At 64.8% G+C, this 13545-nt stretch carries 17 protein-coding genes; 16 read left to right on the top strand and 1 reads right to left on the bottom strand.

Annotation, left to right across the window (positions count from 1 at the left end; genetic code table 11):
- Positions 1 to 56 precede the first annotated feature (56 nt).
- From ACSFA5_RS12745 to ACSFA5_RS12785, 9 genes are all read left to right on the top strand, one after another.
- Positions 57 to 515: a helix-turn-helix domain-containing protein gene (locus tag ACSFA5_RS12745; protein ID WP_435444401.1), complete on the top strand. Its 459-nt coding sequence runs from the start codon at positions 57 to 59 to the stop codon at positions 513 to 515.
- Positions 516 to 541: 26 nt separating this feature from the next.
- The gene (locus ACSFA5_RS12750; RefSeq protein WP_435444402.1) at positions 542 to 1144 is read left to right on the top strand and encodes a hypothetical protein; all 603 of its coding nucleotides are present in this window, start codon (positions 542 to 544) and stop codon (positions 1142 to 1144) included.
- Positions 1145 to 1247: 103 nt separating this feature from the next.
- Positions 1248 to 1793 carry a lysozyme gene (locus ACSFA5_RS12755; RefSeq protein ID WP_435444403.1) on the top strand — a complete coding sequence of 182 codons (546 nt, stop codon included), beginning with the start codon at positions 1248 to 1250 and terminating at the stop codon, positions 1791 to 1793.
- Positions 1790 to 2443 (top strand): hypothetical protein, encoded by a 654-nt coding sequence (locus tag ACSFA5_RS12760; protein ID WP_435444404.1) that lies wholly within the window; start codon positions 1790 to 1792, stop codon positions 2441 to 2443. Before ACSFA5_RS12755 ends, ACSFA5_RS12760 begins: the two co-directional genes overlap by 4 nt.
- Complete coding sequence (locus ACSFA5_RS12765) at positions 2440 to 2745, top strand: hypothetical protein (protein ID WP_435444405.1); 306 nt, start codon at positions 2440 to 2442, stop codon at positions 2743 to 2745. The genes ACSFA5_RS12760 and ACSFA5_RS12765 overlap by 4 nt, the downstream gene beginning before the upstream one ends.
- Complete coding sequence (locus ACSFA5_RS12770) at positions 2745 to 3242, top strand: DUF1804 family protein (protein WP_435444406.1); 498 nt, start codon at positions 2745 to 2747, stop codon at positions 3240 to 3242. The genes ACSFA5_RS12765 and ACSFA5_RS12770 overlap by 1 nt, the downstream gene beginning before the upstream one ends.
- A 3-nt stretch (positions 3243 to 3245) precedes the next feature.
- On the top strand, positions 3246 to 4922 hold the full coding sequence (terL, locus tag ACSFA5_RS12775; RefSeq protein WP_435444407.1) for a phage terminase large subunit: 1677 nt from the start codon (positions 3246 to 3248) through the stop codon (positions 4920 to 4922).
- Positions 4919 to 6445, top strand: coding sequence for a hypothetical protein (locus ACSFA5_RS12780; RefSeq protein WP_435444408.1), 1527 nt, complete (start codon positions 4919 to 4921; stop codon positions 6443 to 6445). Before terL ends, ACSFA5_RS12780 begins: the two co-directional genes overlap by 4 nt.
- Before the next feature lie 14 nt (positions 6446 to 6459).
- Positions 6460 to 7386 carry a hypothetical protein gene (locus ACSFA5_RS12785; RefSeq protein WP_435444409.1) on the top strand — a complete coding sequence of 309 codons (927 nt, stop codon included), beginning with the start codon at positions 6460 to 6462 and terminating at the stop codon, positions 7384 to 7386.
- 101 nt (positions 7387 to 7487) lie between these two features.
- On the opposite strand, the gene ACSFA5_RS12790 is transcribed toward ACSFA5_RS12785, so the two are convergent.
- Complete coding sequence (locus tag ACSFA5_RS12790; protein ID WP_435444410.1) at positions 7488 to 7751, bottom strand: hypothetical protein; 264 nt, start codon at positions 7749 to 7751, stop codon at positions 7488 to 7490.
- Between the two features lie 177 nt (positions 7752 to 7928).
- Here ACSFA5_RS12790 and ACSFA5_RS12795 point away from each other — a divergent pair, with 177 nt between their 5' ends.
- The 7 genes from ACSFA5_RS12795 (at position 7929) to ACSFA5_RS12825 (ending at position 13511) form a co-directional block, all read left to right on the top strand.
- Positions 7929 to 8180: a hypothetical protein gene (locus ACSFA5_RS12795; RefSeq protein ID WP_435444411.1), complete on the top strand. Its 252-nt coding sequence runs from the start codon at positions 7929 to 7931 to the stop codon at positions 8178 to 8180.
- Between the two features lie 7 nt (positions 8181 to 8187).
- Complete coding sequence (locus tag ACSFA5_RS12800; protein WP_435444412.1) at positions 8188 to 10557, top strand: phage major capsid protein; 2370 nt, start codon at positions 8188 to 8190, stop codon at positions 10555 to 10557.
- A 136-nt stretch (positions 10558 to 10693) separates the two neighbouring features.
- Entirely contained in the window at positions 10694 to 11380 is a 687-nt protein-coding gene (locus ACSFA5_RS12805; RefSeq protein WP_435444413.1) for a hypothetical protein, read from the top strand.
- Positions 11377 to 11880 (top strand): hypothetical protein, encoded by a 504-nt coding sequence (locus ACSFA5_RS12810; protein WP_435444415.1) that lies wholly within the window; start codon positions 11377 to 11379, stop codon positions 11878 to 11880. Before ACSFA5_RS12805 ends, ACSFA5_RS12810 begins: the two co-directional genes overlap by 4 nt.
- Positions 11877 to 12356: a hypothetical protein gene (locus ACSFA5_RS12815; protein ID WP_435444416.1), complete on the top strand. Its 480-nt coding sequence runs from the start codon at positions 11877 to 11879 to the stop codon at positions 12354 to 12356. The genes ACSFA5_RS12810 and ACSFA5_RS12815 overlap by 4 nt, the downstream gene beginning before the upstream one ends.
- Positions 12353 to 12556 (top strand): hypothetical protein, encoded by a 204-nt coding sequence (locus tag ACSFA5_RS12820; RefSeq protein ID WP_435444417.1) that lies wholly within the window; start codon positions 12353 to 12355, stop codon positions 12554 to 12556. The genes ACSFA5_RS12815 and ACSFA5_RS12820 overlap by 4 nt, the downstream gene beginning before the upstream one ends.
- Positions 12557 to 12581: 25 nt before the next feature.
- On the top strand, positions 12582 to 13511 hold the full coding sequence (locus ACSFA5_RS12825) for a hypothetical protein (protein ID WP_435444418.1): 930 nt from the start codon (positions 12582 to 12584) through the stop codon (positions 13509 to 13511).
- Positions 13512 to 13545: the final 34 nt, after the last annotated feature.

Below are 13545 nucleotides of genomic sequence, written 5' to 3' on the forward strand. Positions count from 1 at the left end.
ACGGTTCAAGTTGAAACGTATTCTATGGTCCATTTTGAACCAGAGCAAGCAAGCCCATGGAAAAAAGCGAACCCGAAGATCAGCAGGTCGACAAAGTCATAGAGCGCATCGCATCTGCGTTGGGCGTGTCTACGCAAGAGGAATGGATGGCGCGTCTCCAGATCGCCCCCGAGACAGTTCGAACTTGGAGAAAGCGCGGCAAGGTTCCTGCGGCACAACTCCTAAAGGTGGCCGAGCTTTCTGGGCGCTCTGTTGAGTCCATTGCCCGAGGTGGAGTTTTTTTTCCCCAGAAAGAGAAACAATTAATCCGGCCGCCGTCGCACGACCTTGACTTGCTCATGAACGTAATGACGGTGGTGTTGGAGTCGCTGGAGCAGCAAGGCCTCTCTTTGCCTCCACAGAAAGTCAGCGACCTTGTGCGACTGATTTATGAGCATGAGAGTGCACATGCATCGACGGTCGCTGAAAAAGGAATCAGGCAGACGGCGGATCGCTACCTGCGACTCGTGTCTTGATTTTTTTTTGGGGTGAGATTTGAGATATGACGGACGAACTTGGCGAGAAGGTGTCTCGCATTTTGGAGAGCGCGAGACCAGTCAAACCGTGCGCAGAAGTGCCCGCCTGGCACGTATCGGGGAACGGCCATCTTGTGGCAGGCCGCGATATCAACATCATTAACTCGTCGAGAAATTACAGGAGGGGGTTGAACGTGATAGGACCTAAATCAGAGACCAAGATATTCCGTTGGGCTGGTTATGCCGTCGCGGCCGCAGTCGCGGTCGGTAGCGTGTGGTGGCTTCAGTTTGGAAAGAGCGAAGCTTGGGCGAGACGAACAGTGCAAGAACGACTCACAGACCCCGGTTCTGCTCTTTTCCGTAACCTGCATTCGGTTGATCCAAAGACGATGTGTGGTGAGGTGAATGCAAAGAACTCGATGGGCGGCTACACGGGCTATAAGCGCTTTGTGGTGACAGCGACAAAACAGAATGAATCGTGGGCGACGATTGAGTCGACCGCGCGCGAAGTTGAAGATGAAGCGCAGGTGAATCAAATCGCGGCCACGCTTGGCCAAGATACCTCTCGTCAACGCTTCATTGGGCGCGAGGTCTTCGCTGTAGTTGGTTCTTCGTGCAGGTGGAATTGACCGACTTTTCGCGAGCGTGCTAACCTAAAACGCAGCTTTCACGCGCACAGGCCGACCGATGTCGGCCTTTTTATTTGGTGCCTGGGCCTCGACGATCTGAGGCATGCGCACCTACCTCACACAACGATTCAAGCGTTGGCAAATGCAGCTCGGTGCTGCGTCGCGCCAGCTGCTCGCCACGCTGGCCTTCAGCGCTGTCGGCCTGGTTGGCCTGGCCGTCAGCGAAGGCTACACATCCAGGGCCGTTCCAGACCCCGTCAAGGGCACAGCGGTCCCGACCATAGGCTTCGGCACCACTGGCGGCGTGAAGATGGGCGACACGACGACGCCCGTTGAAGCACTCCAGCGCAAGCTCGCGGACGTCCAAGCCTTCGAGGGCGCGCTGAAGCGCTGCGTGCATGTACCGCTGCACCAGTACGAGTACGACGCGTACATCGACCTCTCCTACAACATCGGCTCGGCCGCGTTCTGCGGCTCGACGCTCGTCAAGCGGCTCAACGCCTCCGACTACGCCGGTGCGTGCTCGGCCATCCTGGACTGGAAGTACGTCGGAAAGGTCGATTGCTCCGCGCCCGGCAATCGATCCTGCACTGGACTCTGGACACGTCGTCAGCGGCTGAACAAGCAGTGCCTCGGGAACGCCCAGTGAAGGCGCTCTTTAAAACCTTCGGCAGCGCGCTGCTCGGCATGGTCGTGATTGCGGCGCTGCTGTTCTCGCTAGGCCTCGTGGTCTTCCAGGCAGGCCGCACCCAGGAGCGCCTCGTCTGGGTCGAAAGGGAAGCAGATCAGGCGAAGAAGTTCGCCACCCAGCTCAACGCCGAGGTCAAGCGCGGCCAAGACGCTTCCAAGAAGTTCCAGGCCGAGCAAGCCGTGCTGCAGGCCTCCTACGCCACCCTCGAAAGTCAATATGCCGAAGTACGCCGCCGCATTTCTTTTGTGCTCGCTCCTGTTGTTCCTGCTCGCGGTGCTGACGGGCAGCCACGCCCTTCGGCAGATGCCCTGGCCGGATCGAAGCAACAGCCTGCGGACCCTGGCCAAGCACAGCGTGCTGATGGCAGCGGTGACCATCGGCTGTCTCTCGCTGCTGTCTGGATGTGGAACAGCAGCCTCGCGGGTGCTGACGTACCCGCCCATTCCTGCGGACTTGCTGACGCCTCCAGCGAAGCCTGTGCTCCTGACTCCGGTCTCACCGTCGAAGACGCCTGGAGCAACCAACACATCAACGCCAAGTCCTGCGCTGCCGACCGACTCCGCTTCCGCGCGCTGATCGAATTTCTTACTGAGAGACCTGCTGAATGAGCGCACCTGATGAACGCGACCGCGAGAGCAACCAAGGGCGCACGCAGGAGCTTCTCCTGCTCGGCCAGATCCACGGGCTGGTGCTCGCCCTCAAGGACGGCCAGGACGTCACCAACCGCCGTATCGATGACCTGTCGAACCGCGTCGACTCACGCCTGGACGGCATCGACGCGCGACTGCGCCTAGTCGAGCAGAAGGCCGCTGTCGCGGGCGCTGTATCGGGCGGCGCAATGGCGGTTGGCACCGCGCTGATCATCGAGGGCGTGAAGCTCTGGCTGCGTGGTGGACCGGGCTCGCCCTGATGGCTCACGGCACGGAAAAGCGCAGCCAGCTGCGCGGGCTATACGTCTATCAGCGCCTGCCGATGGAGACGGCCTGCGGCAAGGTGGGCGTGCCCCGCAGCACGGCCAACCGCTGGAAGGCCGAGGCCGCTGCTGGCGGTGACGACTGGGACAGCGTGCGCGCCGCAGTGGCGATGGGCGACGACACCTTCTCGACGCTCGGCAGGCGCCTCCTGGAGGACTACCTGGTGCAGCACCAGGCCACGATGGATCTGCTGCGTGATGCGAAGGACATGAGCGCGATGGATCGCGCCCAGACCTTGGCCAGCATGAGCGACAGCTTCAACAAGACGATGGCCAGCTTTAAAAAGCTCTCGCCCGAGTTGAACAAACAGTCGATCCAGCTGGACGTCCTGCGCCTGTTCGCGACCTTCGCGCAGCGCCGATACCCGCAGCACGTGCCCGCGCTGCTCGACATGCTGGAGCCCTTCGGCGAAGAACTCGCGAAAGCGGGGTAAGCCTTGGCCAAGATCAGCAAGGAATTCTTCACCGGCCTGACCGAGCTGGCCGAGTCGCTGCGCCGCCAGATCGACGCCGACCTGGACGGTTGGGACGTTTCGCCCGAGGCCGTCGCTGAGCGTCGGCGCAAGGTGTTCGATCCGGTCAACGGCTTCGAGTACTGGGACCGCCACTACTTCCCCCACTACGGCAAAGCCGAGCCGAGTGAACTGCACAAGTACCTGTACCGGCGCTTGCCGCAGATGGTCAACACGCCGAGCGGTCAGCGCGATGCGCTCGCGGCACCGCGGGGCGAGGCGAAGTCGACCAAGGTCTCGCTCTCGTTCGTGACCTGGTGCGTGGTCACCGGCATCAAGTGGTACGCGGTCATCATCATGGACGCCTTCGAGCAGGCGGCCGAGATGCTGGAGGCCATCAAGGCCGAGCTGGAAGCCAACCCGCGCATGCAGAGCGACTTTCCCGAGGCCTGCGGGCGTGGCAAGGTCTGGCGTGCGGGTGTCATCGTCACGGCCAACGGCCGCAAGATCGAAGCCTTTGGCAGTTCGAAGAAGATCCGGGGCCGCCGCCACGGTGCCCATCGGCCCGACCTGGCCGTGATGGACGACATCGAGAACGACGAGAACGTCAACACGCCGGCCCAGCGCGACAAGCTGCAGAAGTTCGTGACGGCCAGCGTGCTCAACCTCGGGCCGCCCGACGACAGCATGGACGCGATCCTGATCGGCACCGTGCTGCACTACGACAGCGTCCTGGCACGCTTCCTCAAAAACCCGCTCTGGAACCGCAAGGTGTTCAAGGCCATCATCCAGTGGCCGGAGAACATGGTCCTGTGGGATGAGTTCGAAAGCTTGCTGCTCAACGCGGAGACGCCCCAGCTGGGAGAAGCCGCCGCGATGGCCCTGTACCGTGAGCGTCAGGAAGAAATGGACAAGGGAGCGCTGGTGAGCTGGCCAGCGCTGCGCCCGATCTTCAAGCTCATGATCCGGCGCGCGCGCGAGGGGCACTCCGCCTTCGACAGCGAGCAGCAGAACGACCCTGTTGCCGGCGAGGACGCTCCGTTCTCGAAGAGCATCGTGTTCTGGGTCAACCGCCTGGCCGAGTGGGTGTTCTATGGCGCGTGCGACCCCAGCCTGGGCAAGGCCGGCGCGAGCCGCGATCCGAGTGCCATCGGCGTAGGCGGCTATCAGCGCGTCAAGGGCATCCTGGACGTGGTCGAAGCCAAGATCAAGAAGCGCACGCCCGACCGCATCATCAGCGACATCATCGAGATGCAGCGGGAGTACTGCTGCATCGTGTGGGGCATCGAGGCGGTGCAGTTCCAGGAGTTCCTGCGCACCGAGCTGGTGAAGCGCAGCGCTGCCCTGCAGGTCCCGGTGCCGGCTCGTGCGCTCACGCCCATCAGCGACAAGGTGCTGCGCATCGAGTCGCTGCAGCCGCACATGCACAACGGCCTGATTCGGCTGCACAGCAGCCAGCAGACGCTGGTCGACCAGTTCCGACACTTTCCCAAGGCCGACCACGACGACGGCCCCGACATGGTCCAGATGCTCTGGATGCTTGCGGTGACGGGCGGCATTGCAGCGGCCAGCCAAGGCGGTAACTCCAGCCAGGCACCACAAACCGCGCGAGAGCGCTACGCGCGGCAAGCGTCGCGCATGTTCAGAGGAGGCCGCAATTGAGCTGGCTCGAAAAAGTTAAAAGCATGTTCTCCACGTCCCCGGAGACGGACCCGGCGACGTCGCCCGTCGACGCCGCCACCACTACGAGGGTGACCGAGGCGAGCAGCGCGCAGAGTGCGGCCGAGCCGGGCTGGACGCGCCTGACAGGCGATGGCACGGGCAAGCAGAACGAGCGCGACCTGACGCCGCTCGCCCAGGACCGCATGCAGAAACTGGCGGAGTGGCTGTGGCAGAGCAACCTGCTGGCCAACCGCCTGGTCGAGATCCCGCTCGCCTACCTGCTGGCCGAGGGAGTGACCTTGCAGTGCAAGGACCCAGAGCATCAGAAAGCACTGAATGCGTTCTGGAGTGACCCGATCAACAACTGGCCGTTGAAGCTGAACAACCGGGTGCGTGCGCTCGGCCTGCTCGGCGAACAGTGCTACATCGCCCATGTGAACGAGGGCAATGGCTTCGTGCGCCTGGGCTACCTTGACCCGCGCCAGATTGCCACCGTGGTGATGGACCCGGACAACCCGGAGCAACCCATCGGTGTGGTCACGAAGAAGGACAGTCGAGGGCGCAACTACAAGTACCGCGTGATCGTCCTCGGCGAGGACGACGCTTTGTTCACCGCGCGCACCGCGCAGATCCGGGCCGATGACTTCCAAGACGGCGAGTGCCTGCTCTACCAGGTCAACAAGTTCCCGAACGGCAGCCGAGGCCGCAGCGACCTCCTGGGCCAGATGGACTGGCTCGACGCCTACGACGACTTCCTCTTCAACGAGATCGATCGCATCAACTACCTGCGCAGCTTCGTCTGGGACGTCACCCTGACCGGAGCGGACCCGCAGGCGGTGAAGGACTACGAGAAGGAGTTCAAGCCACCGACGCCCAACAGCACCTTCGTCCACAACGACAGCGTCAAGCTCGAGGCCAAGTCGCCGAGCCTGCAGTCGGCGGACACCAGCGAGAGCGCACGCCTGCTGCGAAACCACGTCCTGGGCGGGGGCACGGTGCCCGAGCATTGGTTCGGCGGCGGCGGCGATGTGAACCGTGCTGCCGCGAGCGAGATGGGTGAGCCCACCTTCAAGGTGCTGACCTCCCGGCAATCGCTGCTGAAGATCATGCTCGAAGAGATCGGGCGATACGTGCTTTGGCAGAACGCCCGCAGCGGCGAGGCACCCGATTGGTCGGATGACAAGTGGCAGGTCACGGCCGTCTTCCCCGAGCTGATGAACAAGGACGTGACCAAGTTTGCGGCGGCCATGCAAAGCGTCGTGTCGGCAGTTATTCAGATGATCGATGCGGGCTTGCTCACTGAAGAAACGGCACTGAAAATCGTGGCCGATGTCGCCCAGCGCTTCGGCCAGGACTTCGATGCGAAGACGGAGCTGGAGGCGGCTCGCAAAGAGCACGCGCAGCGCAAGAAGACGCGCCAGGAGGAGGACAGCTTTAACTTGCCGGCAGACGTGCGCGACGCACTCGCCCAGGGCCAGGCGACTCCAGGCGATCCAGCTGCCGCCGTCCCCGCGCAGGTCTGAGCGATCCGCCCACCGTGACGCCGGAACAGAAAGCCTACGAGGCAGCGCTGAAGGAGCGCCTGGCTGAACGGGCGCGTACGTTACTGGCCAGCCAGCAGCAGGTCGTGAAGACCCTGCAGGATGCGCGCGGCCAGATCCTGGCGCAGCTGGCGGCACAGCCGGCCGATTGGCAACGCTGGCAGCTCGGCCAGATCCAGCGCCAGCTCGAAACGATCCTGACGGCTGCAGGTGCCTCTGCAGGCGCTGCCGCTGACGGGGCCATGCGGCAGATCTGGCAGCAGGGCGAGGACGTCGTGGACAAGCCGCTGGGCGCCGCAGGCATGAACGTTGAGATGCGTCTTCCGCTGCTCGACGCCGGTGTGCTGCAGGCCATGCGGACATTCACGGTCGACCGCATGAACAACGTGGCGACTGAGGCGATGGGGAAGATCCGCCAGCAGCTCGGCCTGGTCACCATCGGCGGCATCACGCCCTTCGAGGCCATCCGGGTGATTCAGCAGCAGTTGGGGAACGACACGCCACAGCGTGCGACCACCATCGTGCGCACCGAGGTCAGTCGGGCTTTTGCGGTGGCCGCAGACCAGCGCCTGGTGCAGGCCTCTGGCCTGGTGCCCGGGCTGCAGAAGCAATGGCGTCGCAGCGGCAAGATCCACAGCCGGTGGACCCACGACCTGATGGACGGCCAGGTCGTCGACGCGGACAAGAGCTTCAAGGTGCCGAGCGCGGGGGGCGGCTTCGACATGATGAAGTGCCCGCACGACCCGAAGGCGCCGGTCGACCAGGTCATCAACTGCGCCTGCGTGGCGCTGCCGTTCATGAAGGGCTGGCAAGTGATGACGCCAGGCGCGAAGCCATTTACGGAACGCGAGCTCAAGCAAGACGGCCGCAAAGCCAAGCTGGACCAGGACGCGAAGCGGGCGGGTCGCCGGCTGGAAAGTTAAAGGGCAAGAGGCTTGGCGCGTAGGACGCTTTAACCGAGTGCGCAGCGGCAACCCCCTCAGAAATTCCGCCGACCGGCCCCGCTCGCCCGGTTAAAGGCGCGTTAAAGGGTCTTGTCGGGCCCCGCGTCGTTGGCGGACTCGGATCCTGCCGGTCGGGCCGGCTTTTCATGGTCGGTGCCCAGCGTTCGGAGCTTGCTGCGAACCTCGTCTAAGCAGGCCTGGTAGCCGCCATCGAACGCGGCGCGCAGACAGGCGTCGATCATCCGCTGTGGGGCGCCCAGCTCGTTGCCATAGTTCTCGTTGGCGATCTTGCTGATGGCGGGGCTGTTGGACCATTTCTCGAATTGTTCGTCGCGTGTAGGCATGTTCGTTTCCTTGGGGTTAAACAGCGTACCCGTGGCGCTTGACGCCCGCAAGTTGCGGCGCACGCGATGCCCGTGCTAGGCTCAAAACACCCAGACACCACCCGAGGCCGACGCATGTCGGTCTTTTTTATTGGGGCCTCCAACGCGACAGTTCTTCCTCCAACTACGGAGTGATGAATGTCCGACCCCAACGCGAATGATCAGGCCAGCGCGGCCAAGGCAATGACCGCTGCTGAAGCGGCCAGCAAGGTGCGACGCACCGTCGTCGAAGTCGTCGACGGCAAGGACCGCAGCGGCAACCCGACGCGGGCCGAGCGCAAGAGCAAAGTGCGCGTCGAAGCCAGCGAAGTGCTCGCCCACGCCGACCACGGCACCCATGTCGTCGTCGTGACCAAGGACGGCCAGAAGCTCTCCAGCGCGGAAGACTGATCGACCAATGACGATCAAAGTCATCCCGGCTGGCACCGGCTTCGAGCGGCTGACCGAGGCGGTCACCTCGGAGTACAGCCAGCTCATCGATCTGGTGCGCCAGGCACTGCGCGCGAAGATTTCAAGCGCGCCTGGCAACTCCGACTACTACGTCGACATCCGGGGCATCTGGCCCGACCGGGTCGTGGCGAGCATGCGTGGCCGCCTCTTTGCCTACGCATACGCCATCGCCGCCGACAACACGGTGACGGTCGGCGAAGGCCAGGAGGTCGTGGCCTCATACCAACCCGTGAGCGAGCCGGTACGCGAGGCGGTCCAGCACCAGGCCAGCGCCGACACCTCGGTGTTCCGTGAAGCTGCCGATGGCTCCATCGGCGTCACCATCATCCGTGCCGGCCGCAGCATCAACGGCGCTTACTACCCCGACGCGACCCTGCGCGAAGCGGTGGCCAGGTTCGAAGGCGTGCGCGTCTTCGTCAAGAGCGACGAAGAGCACGAGAAGGGGCGCGGCAAGGCCGTCGAGAAGCTCATCGGCGGCGACTACAACGTGCGCTTCACCGAGGGCAAGGGCGCGGACAACGGCGCGCTCACGGGCACGTTCAAGCCACTGGACCTCAAAGACCCCGCCGTCGTGAAGATGACCGAGGCCGTCAAGCGCGGCATGCAGAACCTGCTGGGCCTGTCCATCGACGCCGTGGCTCGCACGAAGAAGCGCCGGCAAGGTCGCGAGACGCTGCGCGAGGCCGTGCAGTTCGTCAAGGTTCACTCCGTCGACCTGATCGTCGAACCGGGCGCTGGCGGCGGCCTGGATCGTCTCACCGAAGCCGCCGCCACCGACCCATCCGAAACCAACGAAGGAAACGCAATGCCGCTCTGGAAGCAACGCATGCTGGAGGCCATCAAGGCCAAAGACCCGAAGAAGCACGCCACCATCGATGCCGAGAAGATCGGCGACGACGAGCTGGTCAACCTGCACGAGGCCGTCTGCGGCTCGCTCGTGCTCGCCGCCGGTACGGAACGCGTGACCGAGGCCGCACGATCCGGCCAGGCCGACGACGCCCCGGTGACCCGCGCCGAACTGCAGATGCTCACCGTCCGCCAGCAGGCTGGCAGCAAGATCCTGGGCAGCAAGCTGCCCCAGATCGCCAAGGACAAGCTGGTCAACCATTTCGGCGGCCTGGAGCGCTTCACTGAAGCCCAGGTCGACAAGGCCATCAAGGACGAAGGTGACTACCTGGCGCGCTTCACCGAGTCGGGCGCTGTGCGCGTTCCGCTCTTTGGCGCGGGCAGCATCGAGGTCGGCGACCGCAGCGTCCAGGTGAAGGACATGCTCGACGCCTTCTTCGACAAGGCACACAAGGACCACCGTCAGGTGCAGTCCTTCCGCGAGTGCTACATCGAGATCACCGGCGACCGTCGCGTGACCGGCCAAGTGGCCGACTGCGACATGAGCCGTCTGTCCGAGAGCCTGGGCCTCATGCGCGAGTCGGTTTCCAGCACCACCTTCGCTGCGGCACTGGGCGACAGCATCACGCGGCGCATGCAGGCCATCTACACGGGCCTGACCAACCTGGACGCCTGGAGGAAGGTCGCAGTGACCGGCTCGGTCAGTGACTTCCGCACGCAGGAGCGCATCCGCATCGGCGGGTATGGCAACTTGCCTGGCGTGGCACAGGGTGCTGCCTACACCGCGCTGTCGACGCCTGGTGACGAAAAGGCGACCTACGCCGTCACCAAGCGCGGCGGCACCGAAGACGTGACGCTGGAAGCCATCAAGAACGATGACGTCCAGGCGCTGCGCCGCATTCCGATGGAACTGGCGCTCGCGGCCAAGAACACGCTTTATGAATTCGTGTTCGACTTCTATCGCGGCAACCCCGTGATCTACGACACCAAGGCGCTGTACCACGTCGACCACGGCAATCTGTTCACGGCCGCGCTGTCGGCAACCGAGTTCGCCGCTCACCGCCTGGCCATGCAGAAGCAAACGCGAGCAGGCAGCGGCAAACGCCTGGTCACGGCCCCCGTGGCTGTCCTGGTGCCGTTCGAGCTTCAGGAGACGGCCTACAACCTGTTCGTGCGCGGCCAGAACCTCGACAAGACCTTCGTCCAGTCGATCAACCCGGAAGTCATTCCGGTGAGCTACTGGACCGACAGCAACGACTGGGTGACGGTGGGCGACCAGAACATCCTGCCGGCGCTGCAGGTCGACTTCCTGGACGGCCGCGAAGAGCCCGAGCTGTTCGTCCAGGACATGCCGAACGTCGGCTCGATGTTCTCCAACGACAAGACGACCTACAAGATCCGCCACATCTACGGCGGCGGCATCCTGGTCGACGGCTTCAAGGCCACGACGAAGGCCGTCGTGCCGGCCTAACGAGAGCGGGGCGAGGGGTGGCTCCCCTTCAACAAAGCCCGGCCCGCCTCGCAAGAGGCGGGTTTGTAGAGCCTCTGCGCAGGAGGCTGCACAAACCCGACCGTTCAACCCTCTCCACCTCCCGACCCACCTCATCATGGCCCTGGCCGACTTTCAGCAGCTCTTGAAGCGCATGGTGCCCGAAGACGACGCCGTGCTGAGTGAGTCCGACCGCGACAACGCCATCGGCCTGGCCATCCTGCGTTACGGCGCGGATGCCCCTCGCCCGATGGTGCGCGACGTCGGCTGGCTGGTGACCGGCTTCCTCGCCCCGCTGCCGACCGACTGGGTCGACGGCAGCGTGCTGCGCGCGGCCGAGTACCCCATCGGCAGGAACCCCATCGCCGAAGTGAACCTGGCGCTTTACGCCGACGAGGGTGGAACGCTGCTGATGGCGGACGTCGAGGTGCCGGCCGGCGCGGATGTGCGGGTCACCTTCGCCGCGCCGCACCGCGTCGACGAGACCACCGACACCGTGCCGATGAAGCACCGCGAGGCGGTGGCCAGCTACGCGGCGTTCTCCCTGTGCCGACAGCTGTCGGTGCGGTACAGCGGCGAGCGAGAGGCCTCCATCGGGGCAGACGGCAGCAACACCGAGAGCCGTGCACGCAACTACGCCTCACGTGCCAAGGAATACCGGGCCGCCTACTACGCGGGCATCGGCCAGGTCGACCCGTACGCGCCAGGCGCAGCGGGCGGCGGCGGCGCGGTGGCAGCCGCTGCGAGCGTCGGTTCCTGGCCAGGTCGTTCGCGCTACAGCCTTACGCGCTGGAACGGCCAATGACCACGCTCTCGATCAGCGCATCCGGCCTGGCCGCTCTGCAGCGCGGATGGGAAGAAGCGCCCAGCGTGACCAGGCGCGAGCTGCTCTCCGCCATGACGCAAAGCACGATGCTGGTGGAGCGCGAAGTTAAAGAGGGCATCCCTCGCGGCGCTACCGGCCTGACGGCCGCGAGCGTGACCAGCGATGCCTTCAGTACGTCAGCCGGCGTCCTGGGCGTCGTGGCCAGCTCGATGGCCACGGCCGCGTTCGTCGAGCTGGGCACCAAGCCGCACATGCCGCCCGTGGCCGCGCTCGTGCCGTGGGTGCGGGCGGTCCTGGGCGTGGATGCCAAGCGCGCGCCCAGCGTGGCCTTCCTGATCGCCCGAAAGATCGCCCGCAAGGGCACCCCCGCACAGCAGCCTTTCGCGCTCGCCCTGGCGCGCACGCAGGGCCAGGTGCTTCGCATGTTCGAAGACGCGGCCGGCCGGATCGCCGCGCACCTGGCGGGAGGCAGCGCATGAGCCGCCTGGGCACCGTTCGCTCCGCCATCGCGCTGGCGCTGAAGGCCGTACCTCTCATCGGGCACGTCCATGAATACGAGCGCTACCTGCGCGATGAGACCAAGTTCCGCGCCCTGTACCTCTACGACCTCCCGGACGGCAAGCAGCAGCTGCGCGGCTGGTGGCTGCGCCGCTCGGCCACCGAAGAGCGCAGCGTCAACATCGCCCGCACCGTGAACGTCGACACCTGGACGGTGCGCGGCTACATGGCGCTGAACGATGACAGCGGCTCCGAGCTGGTGTTCCAGGACCTGGTCGAGTCTTTCCGCGACGCCGTGCGCCAGGACCCATCCTTCGGCGGCGTGTGCCTCCAAGGCCCTCTGTCCGATGGCGACGGCCAGGACGGGGTCCAGGTCATGGACATCGGCCCCGTGACCTTCTGCGGCGTCCTATGCCACAGCGCCCTCTTGCAACTTCGAACCTGGAGCTACCAGTGAACAAAGCCTCCGCGCCCGTGCGCACCAACGACTCACCCTCCACGAATCCGGGTGTGAGCCTCGCCCCCACCGACGCCAACCCCGCTGCGCCCTCGGCCGACGAACACGCCGGCAAGGGCGGCATGTACCAGCTCGTCGACGGCCGGCGCGAGCTGGTCGAGCGCACGGCACAGGTTCCCGCGCCCGCCAAGGCCGACTGATCTTTAACAAACGGAGAACGCCCACATGGCAAAACTCATGCGCAAGATGGCCATCCTGGCCAAGGCAGAAGCGGTGCGCGGCACCGACGCCGTGCCCAGCGGCGCGGCCAACGCCATCCTGGTCAGCGATGTGACCTTGACGCCCATCGATGGCGACGTCATCCAGCGCGACAACATCCGGCCTTACTTCGGCTCGGGCGGCTCGACGATGGTCACCCAGTTCAGCAAGGTCGCGTTTGCGGTCGAGCTGGCTGGTGTGGCCGCTGCCGGCGACGTGCCGGGCTATGCACCGCTGTTCCGCGGTTGCGCGGTCGGCGTGACCGTAGCGGCTGGGGTGAGCGTGACGTTCGCGCCGATCACCGACAACATCGAGTCGCTCACGATCTACGGCAACATCGACGGCACGCTCTACAAGATGGTCGACGCGCACGGCACCGTGAAGGCGACCGTCGACGCCAAGGGCATCCCCAAGTGGCAGTTCGAGTTCACCGGGCTGTTCCAGCCTGCAGCCGATACCCCGCTGCCGGTCCCGGACTACTCCAAGTTCATGGACCCGCTCGGCGTCAACAAGATCAACACGACGCTGGTCATCGATGGCCACAACGCAGCGGCCAGCGCCTTTGCCTTCGACATCGGCAACACGGTCGTCAAGCGCGACCTGATGACGGTCGACTCGGTGGAGATCACCGGTCGCGTCTCCACCGGCTCGGTCACCTTCGAAAACACCTCGGTGGCCGTGAAGGATTGGGTGGGCCTGGCGCGCGGCAGCACCAAGGTGGCGCTGGCGCTCAAGCACGGCCAGGGCGCGACCAACGTGGTCGAGTTCAACTCGGCGCGCGCGCAGATCGGCAAGCCCACCTACAACGACAGCGACGGCGTCCAGATGGTCACCGTGCCCCTGGAGTTCGTCCCCAGCTCGGCCGGCAACGACGAGTGGTCCATCGTGGTCCGCTGAAGCCCGTTTCCTCTCACACACTCCGAGAAAGCCC

The organism is Variovorax monticola (assembly GCF_051216855.1).
GTDB lineage: Bacteria > Pseudomonadota > Gammaproteobacteria > Burkholderiales > Burkholderiaceae_C > Variovorax.